19 protein-coding genes are annotated in these 21,688 nt (G+C 41.0%); 8 read left to right on the top strand and 11 right to left on the bottom strand.

Annotated elements, in window-relative coordinates; genetic code table 11:
• Positions 1-134: 134 nt before the first annotated feature.
• Positions 135-704: a peptidylprolyl isomerase gene (locus tag DPG01_RS13405; RefSeq protein ID WP_086210899.1), complete on the bottom strand. Its 570-nt coding sequence runs from the start codon at positions 702-704 to the stop codon at positions 135-137.
• A gap of 96 nt (positions 705-800) precedes the next feature.
• Here DPG01_RS13405 and DPG01_RS13400 point away from each other — a divergent pair, with 96 nt between their 5' ends.
• Positions 801-1,469 carry an acetoacetate decarboxylase family protein gene (locus DPG01_RS13400; protein ID WP_110975424.1) on the top strand — a complete coding sequence of 223 codons (669 nt, stop codon included), beginning with the start codon at positions 801-803 and terminating at the stop codon, positions 1,467-1,469.
• Positions 1,470-1,516: 47 nt separating this feature from the next.
• Here the strand turns inward: DPG01_RS13400 and DPG01_RS13395 are convergent, their stop codons facing one another.
• On the bottom strand, positions 1,517-2,590 hold the full coding sequence (locus DPG01_RS13395; RefSeq protein WP_110975427.1) for an alpha/beta hydrolase: 1,074 nt from the start codon (positions 2,588-2,590) through the stop codon (positions 1,517-1,519).
• Between the two features lie 199 nt (positions 2,591-2,789).
• Here DPG01_RS13395 and DPG01_RS13390 point away from each other — a divergent pair, with 199 nt between their 5' ends.
• Entirely contained in the window at positions 2,790-3,278 is a 489-nt protein-coding gene (locus tag DPG01_RS13390) for a hypothetical protein (protein WP_110975423.1), read from the top strand.
• A 112-nt stretch (positions 3,279-3,390) separates the two neighbouring features.
• Here DPG01_RS13390 and DPG01_RS13385 read toward each other — a convergent pair whose 3' ends face one another.
• Positions 3,391-3,618: a hypothetical protein gene (locus tag DPG01_RS13385; protein ID WP_086210896.1), complete on the bottom strand. Its 228-nt coding sequence runs from the start codon at positions 3,616-3,618 to the stop codon at positions 3,391-3,393.
• 868 nt (positions 3,619-4,486) lie between these two features.
• Between DPG01_RS13385 and grpE the strand changes: the two genes are divergently transcribed.
• From grpE to DPG01_RS13360, 5 genes are all read left to right on the top strand, one after another.
• Positions 4,487-5,035: a nucleotide exchange factor GrpE gene (grpE, locus tag DPG01_RS13380; RefSeq protein WP_110975422.1), complete on the top strand. Its 549-nt coding sequence runs from the start codon at positions 4,487-4,489 to the stop codon at positions 5,033-5,035.
• A 119-nt stretch (positions 5,036-5,154) separates the two neighbouring features.
• Positions 5,155-7,095, top strand: coding sequence for a molecular chaperone DnaK (gene dnaK, locus DPG01_RS13375; RefSeq protein ID WP_086210894.1), 1,941 nt, complete (start codon positions 5,155-5,157; stop codon positions 7,093-7,095).
• A gap of 113 nt (positions 7,096-7,208) precedes the next feature.
• The gene (gene blaOXA, locus DPG01_RS13370) at positions 7,209-8,033 is read left to right on the top strand and encodes an OXA-211 family carbapenem-hydrolyzing class D beta-lactamase (RefSeq protein ID WP_110975421.1); all 825 of its coding nucleotides are present in this window, start codon (positions 7,209-7,211) and stop codon (positions 8,031-8,033) included.
• An 82-nt stretch (positions 8,034-8,115) separates the two neighbouring features.
• Complete coding sequence (locus DPG01_RS13365; RefSeq protein WP_110975420.1) at positions 8,116-9,027, top strand: matrixin family metalloprotease; 912 nt, start codon at positions 8,116-8,118, stop codon at positions 9,025-9,027.
• A 115-nt stretch (positions 9,028-9,142) separates the two neighbouring features.
• Positions 9,143-9,517 (top strand): hypothetical protein, encoded by a 375-nt coding sequence (locus DPG01_RS13360; RefSeq protein ID WP_171264512.1) that lies wholly within the window; start codon positions 9,143-9,145, stop codon positions 9,515-9,517.
• Positions 9,518-9,580: 63 nt separating this feature from the next.
• On the opposite strand, the gene erpA is transcribed toward DPG01_RS13360, so the two are convergent.
• The 4 genes from erpA to DPG01_RS13340 all read right to left on the bottom strand — a co-directional run bounded on the left by erpA (position 9,581) and on the right by DPG01_RS13340 (position 13,542).
• Complete coding sequence (gene erpA, locus DPG01_RS13355; RefSeq protein WP_086210890.1) at positions 9,581-9,916, bottom strand: iron-sulfur cluster insertion protein ErpA; 336 nt, start codon at positions 9,914-9,916, stop codon at positions 9,581-9,583.
• A 118-nt stretch (positions 9,917-10,034) separates the two neighbouring features.
• Entirely contained in the window at positions 10,035-11,036 is a 1,002-nt protein-coding gene (locus tag DPG01_RS13350; protein WP_162622343.1) for a putative solute-binding protein, read from the bottom strand.
• 231 nt (positions 11,037-11,267) lie between these two features.
• Positions 11,268-12,278: a putative solute-binding protein gene (locus tag DPG01_RS13345; protein ID WP_058951454.1), complete on the bottom strand. Its 1,011-nt coding sequence runs from the start codon at positions 12,276-12,278 to the stop codon at positions 11,268-11,270.
• Between the two features lie 253 nt (positions 12,279-12,531).
• Positions 12,532-13,542 carry a putative solute-binding protein gene (locus tag DPG01_RS13340; protein WP_171327419.1) on the bottom strand — a complete coding sequence of 337 codons (1,011 nt, stop codon included), beginning with the start codon at positions 13,540-13,542 and terminating at the stop codon, positions 12,532-12,534.
• Positions 13,543-13,772: 230 nt separating this feature from the next.
• On the opposite strand from DPG01_RS13340, the gene DPG01_RS13335 reads away from it, so the two are divergent.
• Entirely contained in the window at positions 13,773-15,710 is a 1,938-nt protein-coding gene (locus DPG01_RS13335; protein ID WP_110975418.1) for an ATP-binding cassette domain-containing protein, read from the top strand.
• Positions 15,711-16,318: 608 nt separating this feature from the next.
• Here the strand turns inward: DPG01_RS13335 and DPG01_RS13330 are convergent.
• The 4 genes from DPG01_RS13330 to dnaN form a co-directional block, all read right to left on the bottom strand.
• On the bottom strand, positions 16,319-16,687 hold the full coding sequence (locus DPG01_RS13330; protein WP_110975417.1) for a hypothetical protein: 369 nt from the start codon (positions 16,685-16,687) through the stop codon (positions 16,319-16,321).
• A 170-nt stretch (positions 16,688-16,857) separates the two neighbouring features.
• The gene (gene gyrB, locus DPG01_RS13325) at positions 16,858-19,329 is read right to left on the bottom strand and encodes a DNA topoisomerase (ATP-hydrolyzing) subunit B (RefSeq protein ID WP_110975416.1); all 2,472 of its coding nucleotides are present in this window, start codon (positions 19,327-19,329) and stop codon (positions 16,858-16,860) included.
• 52 nt (positions 19,330-19,381) lie between these two features.
• Positions 19,382-20,464, bottom strand: a complete 1,083-nt coding sequence (gene recF, locus DPG01_RS13320) for a DNA replication/repair protein RecF (protein ID WP_110975415.1) — start codon at positions 20,462-20,464, stop codon at positions 19,382-19,384.
• 15 nt (positions 20,465-20,479) lie between these two features.
• Positions 20,480-21,628 carry a DNA polymerase III subunit beta gene (dnaN, locus tag DPG01_RS13315; protein ID WP_110975414.1) on the bottom strand — a complete coding sequence of 383 codons (1,149 nt, stop codon included), beginning with the start codon at positions 21,626-21,628 and terminating at the stop codon, positions 20,480-20,482.
• Positions 21,629-21,688: the final 60 nt, after the last annotated feature.

Here is a 21,688-nt window from a genome sequence, read left to right as displayed (position 1 = left end):
GTGCTTTTAACTGGTTGTTTTATCGAGTGTTGTATTTTTATGCACTAAAAAGATTCAAAAACATACAACAACCAACCTAACTTAATAATTTTAAAGTAGAAATATAGATTTAATATTTCTACGTTCTTTTTTCATTACTTTTGCACTGTTGCTGCTTTAATATTCACACTGAGAATTTGAACAGGTTGTTTCGGTACATCTTGGTACGGTCCTGTACGTCCTGTCGGTACTTTAGTGATCTTATCCACCACATCCATACCTTTAGTGACCTGACCAAATACCGCATAACCTGCGTTATTGGTACTTTTATCTAAAAAGTTATTATCCACTACATTAATAAAGAACTGACTGGTTGCAGAATGCGGTAGGTTGGTTCGTGCCATCGCCAAAGTGCCACGTTTATTAGATAGACCATTACTTGATTCATTTTGAATGGCTGGTCGTGTTGATTTTTCTACAAGGTCAGCAGTCATGCCGCCACCTTGCACCATGAACCCCGGAATGACGCGATGAAAAATTGTGCCGTTATAAAACTTAGCTTTCGTATAGTCTTCAAAGTTTTTTGCTGAGATTGGCGCTTTATCGTTAAACAGTTCAATCTCGATGTTGCCCATTGATGTTTTCATTTCAACAATCGTGTTATTTGCCATGACCACCATACTCATACATGTAGCCGTCACTGCAACTAAACTCTTCTTTAACATTTCGTTACTCACAGCATTCAGATGTTATTAGATTTCGGTATATTAATCGTTCAGTATAAATAAAACACTACTTCTTCTAAGAAAACGAGAATAACGATGAATGAAGCTCTAATCCTTTCTCAATTGAGTCAATTTCCACCTTGGCATTTACAAGGTGAAGCTTTTATTTTGAATTATTGGATCAGTCCGCAATTTATTCGACAATATAAAGTGTTTCGTATCGCCCCTTCACCTATTGGCCGTGTGGTTCAAGTCATGCTGGTTCGTTATCATCAATCCCCTGTTGGTCCTTATGATGAACTGCTTTTACTTGATCATCCCTTACTGAGTAAACGGCGTTTAAGTTCAATTCCTAAAATTTATGTATCGACACAGATTTCGGTTGAACATGGTCAATACCTTTGGGGCATTCCAAAAGAGTTCGCTCAGTTTGATTGGCATACGCAACATGAAACAACACAATGCCAACTCAGCACTCAAAACCAAACGCTACGTTTAACCTTAACTCAATGTAAAAAGGCACGTCCGTTTTATATCAATAGTCATCACATTCCACGTTCCATGCTCAAAATACAGCAAGCATGGCAAGGTCAACGTTATGAGTTTTCTCCACAGTTTCGCGCAAAGCTAATGAAACTGAAAAAATTTGAGTGGGAAAACCATACCACCCTCTTTCCAGACTTTGGTCAAGCCAAGGCACTACAAAGTTTTTATGTCCCGAGCTTTCAACTTGTTTTTCCAGAAGCCAAAGTCCGCGTCAAATAGAAAAATTGTTCCACGTGAAACATTATTTTTTTAACATTCATGCTTTTTTATTTAGCATTCTTATCCCAAAATTTTCTAAAGTTCTTTGCCATTTCTATGGTGATTTTTTTTGCCCGACGAGAAATGATGGTGAAGTTCACAAACCCATGGGGTTGATCGAGATAATTTTGATAATGCACCTTATTGCCCTGCTGTTTTAATTTGATGGCATAAATCTCACCTTCATCATGTAATAAATCATGACCCGCTGTAATGACATAGGCAGGAGCTAAACCTTTTAGCACTCCATAGGTAGGAGAAACTAGCGGATCATCTAAAGCCACTTGATGCTGGTCAGCATAAAAAGCGGTAACCATATCGACATCTTGCCCAGTTAAGGTGAGTCCGTCTTTATATGCAAAGAATGAAGGATGGCGACTTTTGAAATCAACCACAGGGTAAATTAAGAATTGCGCACTTGGTGCATAAGCTTTTGCCGCGCTTCGCTGTGCCACCACTGTACTGATATTGCCACCAGCACTATCACCTGCTACTGCAATTCGATCTTTCAAAATTTTAAGTTGACGTCGGTTTTGATACACCCAAGCTAAAGCGTCTTCACAAGATTGAATCAATAACTGCGGACTAGCTTCAGGAGCTAAAGGATAATCTATGCTTAACACTTGCACTTTGCCATGGACAGCCAAAAGTCGGCACACCTCGTCATGAGTATCTAAGCTACCCACCACAAAACCACCACCATGATAAAATACCAACATGGGAAGCTTTTTATTGGGTGCAGGATGGTAGTGTCTAGCAAAAACCGTCCCACTTTGCAGGGGTAGGCGTAAATCCTCTACCAATTTGACAGTGGTCGGCTTACTGGTCAACATTTGAATTTGATGGTCGAAGAGCTTACGAGAACGGTGAAAGTCCTCAAGAATAAAACCTGATTTACCTTGTTTATATTGTGCAGCCATCAGGCATTTTATGAATGGATCCAGTTGTTCAAAAGGATAAGGATAACCTAGCGCTTTCACTAGTCCTTCTTGGGCCGTACTTGGTAAATGATCAATTGCTCGCGCAACATGACCTTGTCCTTTTTCCATCCACTTTTGTAAAATTTTATTCAATCCAACCATGTCAATCATATCCTTTTTTTCGTTCTTCATATTCTCTACATGATCAGTAATTATGTGACCATTCTCTTATATAAGTCTTCACATCAAGATACATAGCAATATGCCCTATACGCTAATCTTCTTTTAAGAGCTTGTCATTGACAATTTTTATGCCGATTTAGGAGTGTTTTGCTATTTCGCTTTTGTAAGGAGACTCACCATGACTAAAAAAATAATATTGCTCTCACTCGTCAGCAGCCTATTTGTTGGCTGTGTGGCGTTTCCTGATGATGGCTATTATGACGGACGCTATGGTCACCGCTATGACTATGATGATCGAGGATATGATCGCCATGATGACCGATACGAACGTGATCACCAACGCTGGGAATATCAACAACGACAAAACCGTATTGAACGCGAACGTCGCGAGGCAGATCGAAATCGCCTGAGACATGCTGAATGGGAACGCCAGAACCGCGAACAAGAACGACAACGTATTGAAGCTGAGCGCAAACGGATCGCCAATCAACGTCATCAAGACTGGCAACAGAAAAAGCGTGAGCAAGAGCGTCAACGGACTGAAGATCGACGTAAACAATCCAACAATGATCGTAAGCAACGTACCGATGATCAACGCCGCGATCAAAACAAAAGTTGGGATAACGCACGTCAAGAACGAGAAAATCGTAATCGTACATCAGACTAATGAAATAGCATGGCTGAGTAGCTTGAGTGATTTACCCTCTAAAAAAGACCTTCACGGCATCCAGTGAAGGTCATTAACAAAGCGAATGTAAGAGAACGCTCTCTTTTAAGCTTTATTGTTGTGTTATCGCAGGTGTAGATTGGATCGGTTCAACCTGAGCAGCAGGATCCGCTTGAACCTCTACTCCAGTACTTCCCTCAACGGTTGCTGTTGCATCTGGTGCAGTGGTCACTTGAGCAGACTCAGGCGCTGTAGTAGTTTCATTTGAGCTACAACCAGCTATTGCAAATGCTGAACCTAAAAGCGCTAGAGACAATAATGCTGTTTTCTTCTTTAACATTTTTTGATTTCCTTTTACGTCATACAAAATAGCAAAGCCAAACTTTGCCCTGCCTATCTTTGTTAAATCCAAAAACTTTTACACACATCTTGAGTTGTAGTTTCTACAACTCCCAGTACAACTTGTGCAATTTTTTATTAACCTATAAAAATTGAAAACAACTCAAGTCCAGATCAAAAAGATTCGTTTAACTTTCTGATTCTGCATTCATTATATCGCTTGTATTTCATATTTCGGAGCAGCAAGACATCACTGCAAGTATTCCCCTTAATTGCAGAACTATCTTATGTTGATACACGATTAAATAATGTATTTAGCCCGTTTCAAACCCAAAAGTTTAATCAAAGTAATCTTCAGGACTAAAATCAAGCAAGGATTTACATATACAGATTCAGCGTTTTGAGTGTAAAAAAAAGCGGATTTGAAATGTTCAATATAAAAAAGCCAAGGCTTGTGGCACTTGGCAAAAGTGTTACAAATTTAGATGCAGCCACCATGCTCTACTCTCTCCACAGAACATGATCACTGCGAACTAAGACATTATGCGGCTACACTAAAAGCAAGTAAAACAGATAAATTTTATAAAAATTATTTAATTTAACGATCAAAAGAGCTAGAACCAACCCCCTCTCAATATCGCGTTTAATGCATCATTTATTTAAAACTGAGAACTACAGCACAACATTAAATCAATTTTTGCCCAAAATGAATGAATTAATCGCTCAATCCGCTTGAATTTTTGGCTGTTGCCCCGACCTTTTGTAGTAATCCTGAATTCAATAACGCATGGCAGTTCAGATTAACCCAGTTAACACTGATGCCTGAAGGACTGTACATGTTTAAGAACCCATTTAAACGGAGTAAATCAATGGCAACTGAGCAAAATCAAGACGCTCAAGATCTAGGGCAAGAGCAAGCGGATTCACAAACAGCGCAAACTCAAGCTGAAACGGAGCAAGCTGAAGTTTCAGTTGAGGATTTACAAGCTCAAATTACCAATCTTGAAGAAAGCTTAAAGCTTGAAAAAGCACGTACTGCAAACGCTGTATACGAAGCACAAAAAAGTGTAGAGCGTATTCAACGTGAATCTGATAAGCATAAAGACACCGTGCTAGAAAAATTCGCAAAAGAGTTACTTGACTCAGTGGATAATTTAGAACGTGCCATTAACGCATCGGGTGAAGAGAAAACACCAATGTTTGAAGGTGTGGAACTGACGTTGAAATCGTTACTCACTGCACTGGAAAAATTTGGTGTGGTCGCAGTTGATACAGCAAATGGTTTCAATGCGGATTTGCATCAAGCAGTCGGGATTGATCCAAATGCGAAAGCCAACGAGATCGGAACGGTATTGCAAAAAGGTTATACCTTAAATGGTCGTTTGCTCCGTCCAGCAATGGTCATGGTTGGCGCATAAGCCTTATAAATTCGAGAGTTTGTGAAATTTTTTCGTCATTATCACTTGAAAAAAATTGAACGGCTCTCATATCGAATAACAAGCAAAAACATTGCAAAAATTTTTGAGGAATCATCCAAATGGCTAAAATCATTGGTATTGACTTAGGTACAACAAACTCTTGCGTCGCTGTACTTGAAGGTGACAAAGTTAAAGTTATCGACAACGCTGAAGGCGCACGTACAACACCATCTATTATTGCGTATAAAGATGGCGAAATCTTGGTGGGTCAGTCTGCAAAACGTCAGGCAGTGACTAATCCGAAAAACACATTATTCGCGATCAAACGTTTGATCGGTCGTAAGTACCAAGACCAAGCTGTTCAAAAGGACATCGGTCTTGTGCCTTACAAAATCATCAAAGCAGACAATGGCGATGCTTGGGTTGATGTAAACGATAAGAAACTAGCACCTCAACAAATCTCTGCTGAAATCTTGAAAAAGATGAAGAAAACAGCCGAAGACTACTTAGGTGAAACAGTGACTGAAGCGGTAATTACCGTTCCTGCTTACTTTAACGATGCACAGCGTCAAGCAACCAAAGATGCAGGTAAAATTGCAGGTCTTGATGTTAAACGTATCATTAACGAACCAACGGCTGCTGCACTTGCGTTCGGTATGGACAAAAAAGAAGGCGACCGTAAAATTGCAGTTTACGACTTAGGTGGTGGTACTTTTGACGTATCAATCATTGAAATTGCAGACCTTGATGGCGACCAACAAATCGAAGTGTTATCAACCAATGGTGATACTTTCCTTGGTGGTGAAGACTTTGATAACGCGTTAATTGAATTCTTGGTTGAAGAATTCAAGAAAGAACAAAGTGTGAACTTGAAAAATGATCCACTTGCGTTACAACGTTTGAAAGAAGCTGCTGAGAAAGCAAAAATCGAGCTTTCTTCATCAAATGCAACTGAAATTAACCTTCCATACATCACGGCGGACGCGACTGGTCCTAAACACTTAGTGATCAATGTAACGCGTGCAAAACTTGAAGGTTTAGTGGCTGATTTGGTTGAACGTACCATCGAACCTTGCCGTATTGCACTTAAAGATGCAGGTCTTTCAACTTCTGAGATTTCTGATGTGATCTTGGTGGGTGGTCAGTCTCGTATGCCACTTGTACAACAAAAAGTACAAGAGTTCTTCGGTCGTGAGCCACGTAAAGACGTAAACCCTGACGAAGCGGTAGCAATGGGTGCTGCGATTCAAGGTGCGGTATTGTCTGGTGACAAAACTGACGTACTTCTTCTTGACGTGACGCCGTTGACACTTGGTATCGAAACCATGGGTGGCGTGTTAACAGCAATTATTGAGAAAAACACCACGATTCCTGCGAAGAAATCTCAAGTGTTCTCAACTGCTGCGGACAACCAACCTGCTGTAGACATTTCTGTGTTCCAAGGTGAACGTAAAATGGCACAGCAAAACAAATTGTTGGGTAACTTCCAATTGGGCGACATTCCACCTGCTCCACGTGGTGTGCCACAAATTGAAGTATCGTTCGACATCAATGCTGACGGTATCTTAAAAGTATCTGCGAAAGATAAGAGCACTGGTAAAGAGCAATCTATCCAGATTAAAGCAAACTCAGGTTTGTCTGATGCTGAAATCGAAGCAATGATCAAAGACGCTGAAGCAAATGCTGAAGAAGATCGTAAGTTCGAAGAACTTGCGAAAGCACGTAACGAAGCGGATGCATTAGTATCTTCTGCTCAAAAAGCAGTGAAAGACCTAGGCGAGCAAGTAACAAGCGATGAAAAAACTGCTGTTGAAACTGCAGTCGCTGAGCTTGAAACTTCGACTAAAGAAAATGATGTAGAAGACATTAAAGCGAAAACTGAAGCTTTACAAAACATCATTATGCCGATCACACAACGTGCTTATGAAGCGGCGCAAGGTCAAGGCGGTGCTGAAGGTTTCGACCCAAATGCATTCGGCGGTGACGCTGGTCAACAACAAAAAGCGGACGATGGCGTTGTAGATGCTGAGTTCACAGAAGTAAAAGACGACAAAAAATAATTTGTCTCTTTAATAAAAAACCGCGCGAAAGCGCGGTTTTTTATTACCTAAATCACGTTGTGTCGTATTCCACTTTTACATTAGCCTGATAAAAAATTTAGAACTTAGCCACCATGAAAACTTTACAATTTGGACTCCTCGCCCTCATTACAACCTTCGGTTCTGCTTGTACCACAATAAACCCCTCCGTAGAAACAGCTAAAAATCACCAGCAACAAAGTGCGCAGCAGCAGATCCAACAGGCCTTCGATCAACTTCAAACCACTGGGGTGATTGTCATTAAGGATCAGCATGGCTTACACAGCTACGGCAATGACCTAAGCCGCGCTCAGACACCGTATGTGCCCGCTTCTACCTTTAAAATGCTGAATGCCTTAATCGGACTAGAGCATGACAAGGCAACCATTAACGAAGTATTTAAATGGGATGGTCAAAAGCGTAGCTTTCCTGCATGGGAAAAAGACATGACTTTAGGGCAAGCCATGCAGGCATCTGCCGTTCCCATTTATCAGGAGCTAGCACGGCGCATTGGTCTAGACCTGATGCAAAAAGAAGTGCAACGCATTGAATATGGCAATCAACAGATTGGCACCGTTGTCGATAATTTTTGGTTAGTCGGCCCACTGCAAATTACGCCTGTCCAAGAAGTCCTTTTTGTCGAAAAGCTGGCAAATAAAAAGCTTGCATTTAAACCAGAAGTGCAACAAGCGGTACAAGACATGCTACTGATTGAACAGAAACCAAATTATAAACTCTATGCAAAATCAGGTTGGGGCATGGACATAGAACCGCAAGTTGGTTGGTGGACAGGCTGGGTAGAATATCCCGATCGCGAAAAGGTCTATTTCTCTTTAAATATGCACATGAAAACGGGAATTCCAGCCAGCGTACGTGAGCAACTGGTTAAACAAAGCTTGACTACATTGGGTCTAATTTAAAGCCCTTAATCTGACGCATTTTTATTTAGCTATCATCCTTTTTAAGCTAAAGTAGTTAAAAACAACGATCTATGAATAAAATATGCGTCTCATTGTATTGTTTGCTCTACTTGGCTTTTTAGGGATGATTTTTTATAAAAATCTGCAACATCCTCAACTTCGGCTCAATCCATTGTTAGATCGCATCACCCACCCTTTCGATCAACGTATTCGCTATCGGATTGCAGAAGTTGACCCTCGTTTTAACCTAAGTGAAGTAGAACTGAAACAGATCAGCCAACAAGCCACTGATATTTGGAAACAAGGTCTCGGAAAAGATTATTTTGTTTATGACCCTGATGCTCGACTCAGTATTCATCTCATTTATGATCAAAGACAAGATGAATCACTACAACGCCGTGATCAACTGTCTAAACTCACGCAAAATGAAGCCAGTATCAGCCAAAAGAATAGTGAACTCAAAGCGATGCAAGAAAATCTCGCACGTCACGAAATCGCTTTAAATATGCAACAACGCAGTCTACAAGAACTCAACCAAAACTATAACGCCATGATCCACCAGTACAATCAATATGGTGGCGTGCCTGTCGCACAACAGCCTGCGGTACAACAAAGTTTAGCGCGACTTCGTGAACAGCAAAACTTTTTAGAACAACAAATTGCAAGCTTTAACACGCGTGTTAACGAATATAATCAAAGAGTGAATGAACTCAATCGCTTAGATCAAGGCCTTAATCTTGCGATTGATCAGTTTAATCAGCGTTTTCAACCCCGGCCATTTGATAAAGGTCTGTTTAATGGGCGAGAAATTCACATTTATGAGTTCGAGTCAGAAGATGACCTACGCATGACCTTGGCACATGAATTTGGTCACGCCTTAGGCATGAAACATCATAATGACCCCAAGGCACTGATGTATCCCATGTTAGAAGAACAAGATATGCAGCATTTTCGTTTACAAGGTGCCGATATTGCGTTGTTCAATGCCCGTTGAAGTGATGGATTGCTAAAAACAATCCCCTAATTTTAATGGGTGTATGAAATACAATCACAGCACATCTTGACTCGGGTTCGTGTTATTGTAAATAATTGAATATCCACTAGAAGCTTTGGAGACGAATGTGAGTTACTACCATATCTTAATCGAAGTAAATGACCACATCAGTACGATTGAAGAAACTCGTGATATCGAAATCTTTGATATTGTTGAGATTCAACCTTATCTCCATTCTATTCTATTGCCCTATTTCAACGAGCAACTGTTAGAACTTGAAGATGAGAATTTAGAGTTTAAGGATATTTTACATCTGGAAGTGAAACAGACGCTTTTGCCGATCAATGATTTGATTGAAGAAGAACAGAAACTGTTACCGAGTGACACCGATGTCACGATTACTGCCTATGAAGTTTTTAATAACCGAGACTTAAGCCAAGATGTCACCACGATTATTTTTGACTTACTCGATGCAATTAAACTCGATTGAAAGCGAATGATTGCACATAAAAAAGCCCTCATCATGATGAGGGCTTTTTTAATCCGGTCAGGTTTAGATCGAGAACGATGAACCACAACCACAGGTCGTTGTTGCATTTGGGTTTTGCACGACGAAACGTGAACCTTCCAAACCTTCAATATAATCCACCACTGAACCGACCAAATATTGATAACTCAATGAGTCAACCAACATTTTCACATCACCATTGATAAATTCTGCGTCGTCTTCATTTTGGTTTTCAGCAAAGTTAAAACCATAAGAAAAACCTGAACAACCACCGCCCGTAACATATACACGGAGCATTAAATCTTGATTCCCTTCACTGTCACGTAATTGACGTACTTTATTTGCGGCATTGTCGCTTAGTTCAAGTGCTTGGGCATTCATCTTAGATTCCTCAGTTCGGTTCAGCTGTCTTTCAAATCAAAAAGACCATATTTCGAGTATAGCATACTCAATATATGGTCCCTATTTGAATATTTAAAGTCAAATCAGACTAATTTTATCAAGATTGTTTGTAATTCTCATCTTGTAAGCCACATTCAAAGTTTTTCGCTGCTTGCTTACAACGGAATTGCCATAACAGTTTCATCATTCGCTTATCGTAAATACCGCGGTTGGTGAGATCAATCCGTGCTTCACGCATCATCTTTTGATAGCCAGGTTGATCGGCTGCAGGCACCTGCATCCAATATTTTTGTGGGATTTCGGCTTTCATTTTACCCAAAATACCAAATGCACGCGGTAACTGTCCTTTGACCCATTCCCGTGATTTTTGTCCATAACCTGCAGGGAATTTATCCGGGCGAATAATGATATTCCCTGTGACCTGTAAAATCGGATAATTCACAATGGCGCCTTTCGTTCCTAAACCTTTATGTAATTCCAAAGGTTTAAACACGGCAGCAGGTGCACCAATAATATCAACCTGACCATTATTAAACTTAGCCCCAAAGTTAGTGACATCAGCACTGACAGCTTGTGCACCAATTTGTTGAACCATGACTTTTTGTGCTTGATCATAGTCTAAAACCGCAATTTTCTTGCCTGCGGCTTTCGCTACGGTATTGATGCTACGGTCATTCACCAATAAAAAAGCGTCTCCAACGGGGATCACACCTGCGACCTCGTACTTACCATTCACCATATATTTAGCAAAAGCTGGGCTGGCCAAGCCTTGCATGACTTTCACTGCTAAATTGAGATCGGGAATCGCACCAATCGCGTCGAGTGAACCTGTAAACGCATTGAATTGACGCCCACGCATACCTGTGACACTAATAGCATCACATTTTCCTGCTTTGAAATCCTCAGCAATCACAGCTTCGTTTTGGCCTACACGCAGTTCAATATCCGCCCCCCAGTTTTTAGCCGCCAACTGATAATCTTTCATCAAGCTATAGACATCACCATTTTTTCCGACCAAATCGAAGACACAAACCACTTGTTTAGCCTGTACCATCGCTGTTGCAGAAATGACTAATGTCCCAACACTGAGGCTTTTCATCCACTGTTTCATACATCTTCCTTTAGACTTATTGTTGTTTATTGTGATGAGCCATTCACTTGTGCTCTTTGTTATTTTTTGATGCCCCGAATGAAACTTCACTCGGTTCATAACCACTCATTTCCTACGCGCTATATAAATTAGTTGCATCAAAACCATTTAAATCAGTCGATTAAAAACAAAAAAGAAAGCTCAATTTAAACTGAGCTTTCTTGGAACACATTCAGAAAATTATTCACCGCCCAGTGAGCATTCAAAGTTGGCTTTATCCACCGAGCAACGGGCTTTTTTCAAGACTGACATCATCGCTGGGTCATAAATGCCTCGTTTGGTCATATCCATCCGACCATCACGCAACATTTTTTGATATTTGGTTTTGTCTTCTGCTGTGAGGTTCATTTTGTATTTTGCAGGAATGCCTGCTTCTAAACGGCCTATCATCGCGATGCTTTTCGGTAGGTTTTTCACAAACCAATCTCGCGATTTTTGTCCAAAGCCTGCGGGAAATTGATCGGGGCGAATCACAAAATCAGCGGTCACTTGTAGTACAGGGAAGTTAAACATGGCGCCATTTGTGCCTAAACCTTTATAAATTTCTAAGGGTTTATAAGCATAAGCAGGTGCGCCGACCATATCGACTTGACCATTATTAAACTTCGCCACAAAGTTAGACACATCAGAAATCACCGCTTGCGCACCGACGCGTTGTACCATGATTTTTTGCGCATCGTCATAGCCCAAGACTGCAAACTTTTTACCCGCCGCTTTTTCAATGGAATTAATACTTTTATCTCGTACAAAAATAAAAGCTGAACCTAAAGGTGCAATCCCGGCCACTTCATATTTTTTACCTCCAAGATTGGTCACCATTTTGGTCGCATTACGCTGATCCAATGCAAAAGTAATCGCACGTTGTGCAATAGCATTGCTTGGAGCACCACCCAATGCATCAATAGAACCGACAAATTTATTGTACTGCCGTGCACGCATAGCGGTCATAAACACACCATCACACTTACCTGCTTTAAAATCGTTGTCGGCAACGGCTTCATCTTGACGAGGGATTAAATTAATTTCAGCCCCCCAGCCTTTTGCAGCTAGAGCCCATTCTTGCGCCATTTGATAGGACTCACCTGATTTGCCAAGCAAGTCAAATACACAGATGTCCACTTTAGCCGCTTGTGCCGTCGACGCCACACCCAAAGCAGAAAAAGCAGCGAGTGCGAGGGTTAGTTTTTTCATTCTTATGTCCTTGTTCATTTTGTTGTTTGACAGGTGTCCATACACATGCAAAATATTAAGCAAGTTAAAATTAAAAAAATAGAGCATTTACTCAAAAATCACTGTCAATTGGGCAAATTTTTTTGCTTTTCTCAATCTCTTATTTTCGGATGATTTATAAACTACTTTAAATTCATCATTTTAGAATAAAAACCAGTATCATCCGCTTTACATGAATAATGCTTAATATTACAAAGAAATACAGCTTTTCGCCTTATTCACCACCCAATGAACATTCAAAGTTCGTGCGTTCAACCGTACAACGGGCTTTTTTCAGCACGCGCATCATGCCTGGGTCATAGACTCCTTGTTTGGTTAAATCAATGCGCCCTTCGCGTAGCATACGCTGATATTTTTCTTTATCTTCTTTACTCAGTTGCATTTTGATTTTGCTTGGAATGGCCGCTTCTAGTCGCTGCACCATGGCAAAGGATTGCGGGATTTTTTGTAAAAACCATTGTCGCGATTGCTCGCCAAATTGGGCAGGAAAACGCTCGGGTCTGACAATTAAATCTGCAGTGACATTGACCACGGGAAAATTAAGCATAGCCCCTTTAGCGCCTAGACCTTTTTCAATTTCTAGTGGTTTGTAGGCATAAGCAGGTGCAGCAACCACATCCACTTCACCTGTATTAAACTTTTTTATAAAGTTGGAGATATCCGACATCACAGGAACAGCGCCTACCCGCTCTACCATCACCCGTTGTGCACGGTCATAATGCAGGATGGCAAATTTTTTACCTTGCGCTTTCTCAATAGTGTTCAAACTTCGGTCTTTGACAAAAATATAAGCTGAACCAATTAAGCCAATGCCTGCCACTTCATAGTTTTCCCCTTGTAATGTGGTGGTCATGCGTTTGGTATTGCGAGGATCAAGCACATACTCCACGGCCTTTTGTGCAATTTTATTGCTTGGCACTCCACCTAAGGCATCAATCGAACCGGCGAACTTGTTATAGGTGCGCGCGCGCATCGAGGTCATATACACCGCATCGCATTTATCATTTTGAAAGGCTTTACCGGCCAAGTCTTCGTCCTGAAACGAAATCAACTGTACCTGTGCGCCCCATTTTTTACTGACCAAAGCCCATTCTTCTAAGAATTTATAAGATTCACCTGCTTTACCCAGTAAGTCAAAGACACAGACTTGTTGCTTCGCCTGCACCATACTGGAGAAAGCGCACAGTGCGAGTGTCGATAAAATAAAAATTCCTTTTCTTTTCATTATTATCCCTTCATGTTTTTTGTTTTACTGGGGAAATATATCTGTGTGCTATTTCTCAATATAGGTCAAAAAAGGTCAACTTTTAGCTTTCCGACCAAAGGTCAAATGGTTTCATCCTCCCCTTAAAAGTAACTATTCAAGATTTCAGTTCAGATAAATTTTGAATGTTTAGTCTTTTGCTGACGCATCCATTAGAATAGGCGCACCTTTTTCTGATATTTGATAGTTCCATGATTCAGCTTGATCAAGTTTCATTGCGCCGTGGTGGACGAGTGTTATTTCAAAAAGCCTCCATGCAAATCCATCCGGGTTGGAAAGTTGGTCTCACCGGTGTCAATGGTGCTGGAAAATCAACCCTGTTTGCTGCACTCTTAGGCTCAATCGGTCCTGATGATGGCACCCTGAGCCGTCCTGCTGTATGGACAGTGGCGCACATGGCGCAGGAAGTAAAAGCCTTAGATATGGCTGCAATTGATTTCGTCCTGACCGGTGATGAAGAATATTGGAACATTCAACAACAGCTCAACCATCCTGAACAGTTAACTGACACTGAACTGGCTGATTTACATGGCCGATTCGACGAAATTAACGGTTATTCTGCACCCGCTAAAGCCGCTCAGCTTATGGCGGGTCTGGGTTTTATGGAACATCAAAACCAACTTTTGGTTTCGAGTTTCTCTGGTGGATGGCGGATGCGTTTAAACTTAGCACGTACTCTGATGAGCCGTTCGGATTTATTATTACTGGATGAACCGACCAACCACTTAGATCTCGATGCTATTTTATGGTTAGAAGATTGGTTAAATGCCTATACAGGTACTTTGATTTTAATTTCACATGACCGCGATTTCTTAGATGCCATTACTAACCGTATTTTGCATATCGAAAATCAAGAACTCACCCTCTATAGCGGTAACTATTCTACCTTTGAAACCACTCGTGCAGAACGTTTGGCACAACAACAACAAGCCTATGAAAAGCAGCTCGAAACACGGGCACATATTCAAAAATATATTGATCGCTTTAAAGCTCAAGCCACTAAAGCGCGTCAAGCACAAAGCCGAATTAAACAACTGGAACGGATGCAGCTGCTTGCTCCTGCGCATGTCGATACCCCATTTACCTTTAGCTTCCGTGAACCCACCAAAATGAGTTCACCACTACTCACTCTAGAGCAGGCTGATATTGGTTATGGCGATAAGCTGATTGCCACCAATATCAACCTACAAATCACCCCAACGAGCCGGATTGGCTTATTGGGGATGAATGGTGCTGGTAAATCAACCTTAATCAAATCCTTGGTTGGTGATTTACCTTTACTCGCAGGACAACGCAAAGCTTCCGAACTGCTGAATATTGGTTATTTTGCCCAGCATCAAATGGATTCACTGGATGAATCGGCCAGCCCAATGCTGCAATTGGCACGAATTGCGGATAAAAAAATCAGTGAAGCGACCTTACGTGCCTTTTTAGGCAGTTTCGGCTTTAGTGGCGAACGGATGGATACCCCTTGCGAGAGCTTCTCAGGCGGTGAACGTGCGCGTTTGGCATTGGCGTTAATCGTGTGGTTACGCCCCAATGTTTTGATTCTAGACGAACCGACCAACCATTTAGACTTAGATATGCGCCATGCTCTGACCATGGCTTTACAAGACTATGAAGGTGCTGTGGTCTTGGTTTCGCACGAACGCCAACTGATTGCCAGTGTGTGCGATGACCTCATTTTAGTCCATGCTGGAAAATCTACCGAATTTGAAGGCGATCTACACGATTATGCCAACTGGTTACGCCAAGCGCGCCTAGAGATGATTAAACAAGGTGGACAAATAGCACCTGTAGTGTCTAAAGTCAGTGAGCAAAAAACGCTCGTTTCCAAAGTGGATAAAGAAGCGCAGCGTAAATTGGCTGCACAGCGCCGTGAACAAACGCGCCCGATTCGTAAAAATATCGAAAAATGTGAAAGCCTGCTAGCAAAGCACCAGCCACGTTTAGTCGAAATCGAAAGTTTACTTGGTGATGCTGGCCTATATGACGCTGCACGCAAAGATGAACTCATGAAATTGATGAATGAGCAAACCGAACTGAAAAACCAAGTCAGTGAAGCTGAAGAACAAATGCTAGAGCTGATGATGGAACTTGAAGAGCTCGAAAGTTCATTCGAAGACTAAAACATTCTATCTAACACAGCTACCACTGCCCGTGATGCACAAGCATCGCGGGTTTTTTTATGCTTTTTCATTTTTATCGGCGGACTTTGGCTGAATGTTTTTCAAACACTCTCCAAACGGACCTCTTTGATATAAAAATCAATCCAGTTTTCCATCAAGAAAATTATATTTTTTTAAAATAAAACATATACTTATGAAAAATAATAACTATTATTTAGATATTCTTAAAAAGTGATTTTTCGATTATTTAATTCTGCTAAATTAATAGAATATTCAATCATGTAAACTCAAATAAACTTAATTATGCGTGTCCAAAGCACAATTTTCTGTAGCAAAACATCTCGGCCACTAAACAACAGCAACATTTCAAATTATTCAAAAACAGTTTGTTTTGAATTTAAAAGGACAAGGTAAACAGGAAAGCGGTTTTTAAATTCAAAAAATATCACAACTTTTAAATTTAGATTCTTCAGATCACATCCATTGTGGATAAAATTATACGTATTTTGACACCTAATATAAAGCGTATTTATATTTTATCCACAGCTTGGTGATGCTTATTTATTCGATTATTTTAGCTAAAGTTAACCCTTTTTAGCCGTTTTTCTTTAATTTAAAATGGCTCTTTTCGCCTTTAAAAAACGTAATTCTTGTATTTTCCAACCCCGATCGAAAATCCATGTTTCTTGGATTTGTTGGCTATTTTCAACCAAACCAATCAAAACCTGACAGCGTGTTTGGTCTCGGTTAAACTCAAATTCTTCAAATTCGACATCAGGTTTTTGAGGTTTCCAAACCCCATTTTTCACCGCATGTGCGATCTTTTCATAGCGTGTATAGTTGCTTTCTACACGATCGGCTTGCTCATAGACCACTTTAAAATGCTCATCTTCATATTGAGCTAAAACTTCATAATTACCGGTAAAAAATGCATTCACCCAAATGTCGCGTACTTGTTCTAGTTGGTTATCCATCATAATGACCTCACATTTTGCACTGTGCAAAAAGACTTGATACTTACATCATGACATCGCTATAAGTCAGTTTAATAACATTGTACATTGCTTATATTTTATTCAAAAGCATAAAAAATGCTGTAAAAAAAGCACTCTAACGAGTGCTTTTTTCTATGTATTTTGTAAAGCGTTTAAGCATCAATATCCGCATTCAGTGCATTCTCTTCAATAAATGCACGACGTGGTTCCACGTCATCACCCATCAAACAAGAGAACATACGATCAGCCTCAATCGCATCCTCAATCGTCACTTGTAGCATGTTGCGGTTTTCAGGATCCATTGTGGTTTCCCAAAGCTGGTCCGCATTCATCTCACCCAAGCCTTTATAGCGCTGAATCATCATACCGCGACGTGAATCAGACAAAATATGCTGCCAAACTTGATGGAAGTTGGTGACTGCAATTTTACGATCACCTTTTTGCAGGTAAGCACCGTCTTCAAGCAGCGTGAACCAGCTCTTAGAGTTTTTCAGCAAGCGTGCATATTCACCTGAACCCAATAAACCCGCATCTAGTAAATAGCTGTGCGGCAGATTGTGTACATAGATGGTGATACGAGGCAAATAAGTCTCGATCTTTTGACCATCTGCCAGCTCTTTTTCAAACGTTTCTAAGCTCAACTCAGGACGCAAGCTTGGCTGAATTTCTGCCACAGCACTACGCACTTGCTCAGCCCACTGCTCGACATAAGCTCGGTCATGATTGTGATCAAGCTTAAAGCCTTCCACAGAAATCAACGCATCTAGAACACTGGCAGGATAACGAACTGTTAGACGCTGCAAGCTCTTCTGAGACGTTTGATAATCTGCAATCACATTCGCCAAAGCCTCACCACGAATTGCAGGTGCAGCTTCACTAACGTGTAATTCAAGCTCATCAATTGCGTTTGAAATTAAATAGGTTTCAAGCGCATCATTATCTTTAATATATTGCTCTTGTTTGCCTTTTTTCAGCTTGTATAACGGTGGCTGTGCAATATAGATATAACCACGTTCTACCAGCTCTGGCATTTGACGGAAGAAGAAAGTCAACAATAAGGTACGAATGTGCGAACCATCCACGTCCGCATCGGTCATGATGATGATTTTATGATAACGAAGTTTATCTGGGTTGTACTCTTCACGACCAATACCACAACCTAATGCCGTAATCAGCGTGCCCACTTCTTGTGATGAAATCATCTTGTCAAAACGCGCACGTTCCACGTTTAGGATTTTACCTTTCAACGGTAAAATCGCTTGCATCTTACGGTTACGACCTTGTTTCGCACTACCACCCGCAGAGTCACCCTCGACCAGATACAATTCAGACAATGCAGGATCTTTCTCTTGGCAATCCGCCAATTTACCAGGTAAACCAGCAATATCTAAAGCACTTTTACGACGCGTCATTTCACGCGCTTTACGCGCTGCATCACGGGCACGAGCTGCATCAATAATTTTGCCTGCAATGGCTTTTGCCGCTTGTGGGTTTTCAAGCAAATATTCAGAGAATGATTTATTCATTGCCTGTTCAACCGCCGGTTTCACTTCACTTGAAACCAACTTTTCTTTGGTTTGTGAAGAGAACTTCGGATCAGGAACTTTCACTGAAACAATCGCAGTTAAACCTTCACGAGCATCATCCCCTGAAACGGCTACTTTCTCTTTTTTGAGTAAGTTTTCATTTTCCATGTAGCTGTTTAAGCCACGGGTTAAGGCTGCACGGAAACCTGCTAAATGCGTTCCGCCATCTTTTTGTGGAATGTTGTTGGTGAAGCAACGGACATTTTCTTGATAAGTATCATTCCACTGCAATGCCACTTCAACACCAATGCCATTTTCCGCCTGTACGGTAAAATGAAAAATGTCATTTAGATGTGTTTTGCCTTGGTTAATATATTTCACAAACTCAGACAGACCGCCTTCGTAGTCAAACACATGTTCCGCATGGATACGCTCATCGCGCAAAACGATGCGCACGCCTGCGTTCAAGAAAGACAATTCACGTAAACGGCGTGCCAAAATATCGACATTGAAAATAGTCTGACTAAAAGTTTCAGCACTTGGCCAAAAACGTACAGTTGTTCCTGTCGTTTCGGTATCACCAATTACCGCTAAAGGATAAACAGGATCGCCATGTTTGTATTCTTGTTGGTGAATATGACCGGCACGGTGAATCGTCAATTCTAACTTACGTGACAATGCATTCACCACAGATACACCTACACCATGTAGTCCACCTGAAACCTTGTAACTATTGTCATCAAACTTACCGCCTGCGTGCAGAATAGTGAGAATAACTTCTGCTGCAGAAACCCCTTCTTCAGGGTGAATATCGGTCGGAATACCACGGCCATTGTCCGATACACTGACAGATTCATCTTCGTGAATCGTCACCAAGATTTCATCACAGTGACCTGCAAGCGCTTCGTCGATCGCATTATCCACCACCTCAAACACCATATGGTGTAAGCCTGAACCATCATCCGTATCACCAATATACATACCTGGACGTTTACGTACTGCGTCCAATCCACGTAATACTTTGATACTAGAGGAATCATAAGCTTTTTCTGTGGTTTGTTCCGTTTGAGAAGCAGCTTGTTGATCTTCTGAACTCATGGTTTCTCCCTAGCGAAAAATAGGTCTATCCCGTGATGGGTAAAATCTAAAATCATTGTGCGACAACTTGAACTTGACCATTTTCAACACAGAATAATTGATAAGAAATAGATAAATCATGTAAGTGATTTTTGACTGATTCATACTCTAAAGTGGTAATAAAAACTTGACTACCTAGTTGGCTCAATCGCTCTATTAAACGTTGTTGTGCTGTTAAATCTAATTCTGCTGTCAGATCATCTAATAATACCACAGTTTCCTTATTACAGGCATGCAGCATTGCAATCTGTGACAGTTTTAAAGCTATGATTAACAGCTTTTTTTGTCCCCGTGAAAGCACCACGTCTGCATCACCTAGGCTTGTTTTTAAACGTAAATCTGCCTTATGCGGCCCATATTCCGTATAGCGGCGGTCGAGGTCTTTTTGATGGTGACTTTGCAGGTCATGCAGTAACCCTACATCAGTGTGAAACCCTGGACTGTATTCCAAGTCAACCTGAATATGTGGCAAAAGTTGTTTTAAATCTTGCTCAAAAAAGTCCTTCCATTGCTCCACAATACTCACTCTTTGCGAATGTAGCATTTCTCCATAATCACTGAGCATTTTGTTCCACGGTTCCAAGTCTACCAAACTTAAATTTCGTCGTGTTTTAAGTAAACTGTTCCGTTGTTTTAAGACACGCGAGTAATATTGCCATGCATGATAAAACTCTGGTTCCACGTGGAACATCAACCAATCGAGTAGCTGCCTTCTCGGCTTCGCACCATGATCAATAATATCGGTACTTTGTGGATCAATCAGTTGTAGGGGAAGAATTTTGGCTAACTGCCCTTGGGTGGCAATGTTGTCACCATTGACCTTAATCAACTGTTCACCTGACAACAGCTTTTGCATGCCAATCTTTTCTGTACTGGACTGCGCGAAAATTATGGCATCTTGGGTATCGGTTTGAATGTAGTTTTTAGGAATATGGGTACGGAAGGAGCGCCCTGTCGCCAGCAGATGGATGGCTTCCAAAATTGAGGTTTTACCTGAACCATTTTGCCCATAAAAAACATTAAACGGTTGCAATCCATGGAGAGCAACCGTCTTTAAATTTCGAACACGTTCGATATTTAAACGCGTAATTTGCATGCGTCAACCTAAGTCTTAAACACGCATTGGCATAACAACATAAGTCTGATCTTGATGCGCAGGGTCTTGAACCAAAACCGACTGATTGGCTTCGGTCATGGTCATAGACACATCATCACCATCCAATGCACCTAATACATCCAAGATATATTGGGCATTAAAAGACATTTCCATTGGTGCATTACTATATTGAATCGCCAAGTCTTCTACGGCTTCATCTTGTTCTGGGTTATTCGCACGAAGCTGTAGCGTATCGGCATCAAAATTTAAGAACACACCACGTAGTTTTTCATTACTTAAAATCGAAACACGTTGTAAAGATTGCTTAAAGACATCATGTGCAATTAAGACATTTTTATCACCACCACGTGGAATCACACGGCGATAGTCAGGGAATTTACCATCAATCAGTTTCGTCGTGAAACGAACAGTCGTTTCACCTTGTTCTTTGTCACGACTAGCAATTGAAATGGTCACATTCAACAGCTCACGACCAATCAACAATGCCAATTGCTCATCTTCAATGCTCAGTAAACGTTGTAATTCAGCTACAGCTTTACGTGGCACAATGGCTTGGATCAACTGCGTTGCATCTGAGCTGGCGACAGTTTCACACAGCGCCAAACGGTGACCATCTGTGGTCACTGCACGTAATTGATTGTTATCAATCTCAAGCAAGGTTCCCGTGAGATAAAAACGTACGTCTTGTACCGCCATAGCAAAAGCAGTTTTTTCAAATAAACGCTTTAATTCACGCTGCGTCACCGCTACTTGGGTGCCTTGCGTGTTTTCTGTGCTTAAAAGTGGATAATCTTCAGCTGGTAAAGTCCCGAGAACAAAACGGCTATTGCCTGACTTTAAAATACAGCGTTGATCTTCAGTAATCTGTAAGTCAATTAAGGCTGCAGTTGGCAAAGATTTACAAATATCCATCAACTTACGTGCAGGAACAGTTGTTTCACCCGCTTGTAAACATGCCCCATCAGCAAGTGTGGTACTGGCAACCAGCTCAACCTCTAAATCAGAGCCTGTAATAGTCAAAGACTCTTGATTTACTTGAACTTTGACATTTGAAAGAATGTTTAAAGTATGGCGACGTTCAACCGCTCCTACGACATGTGATAGAACATTAAGTAAGCTTTCTTTCGCGATTTTTAAACGCACGATACATTCCTCGAAATACTGAAGATAAAAGAATAAATAAAAGTGTTTTTAGCAGTGTAC

Origin of the sequence: Acinetobacter sp. WCHAc060042, assembly GCF_003231195.1 — a bacterium.
In the GTDB taxonomy this organism is placed as follows: Bacteria; Pseudomonadota; Gammaproteobacteria; order Pseudomonadales; family Moraxellaceae; genus Acinetobacter.
The sequence above is the reverse complement of the archived record's forward strand: the minus strand, read 5'-3'. Positions and strand labels throughout refer to the sequence as shown.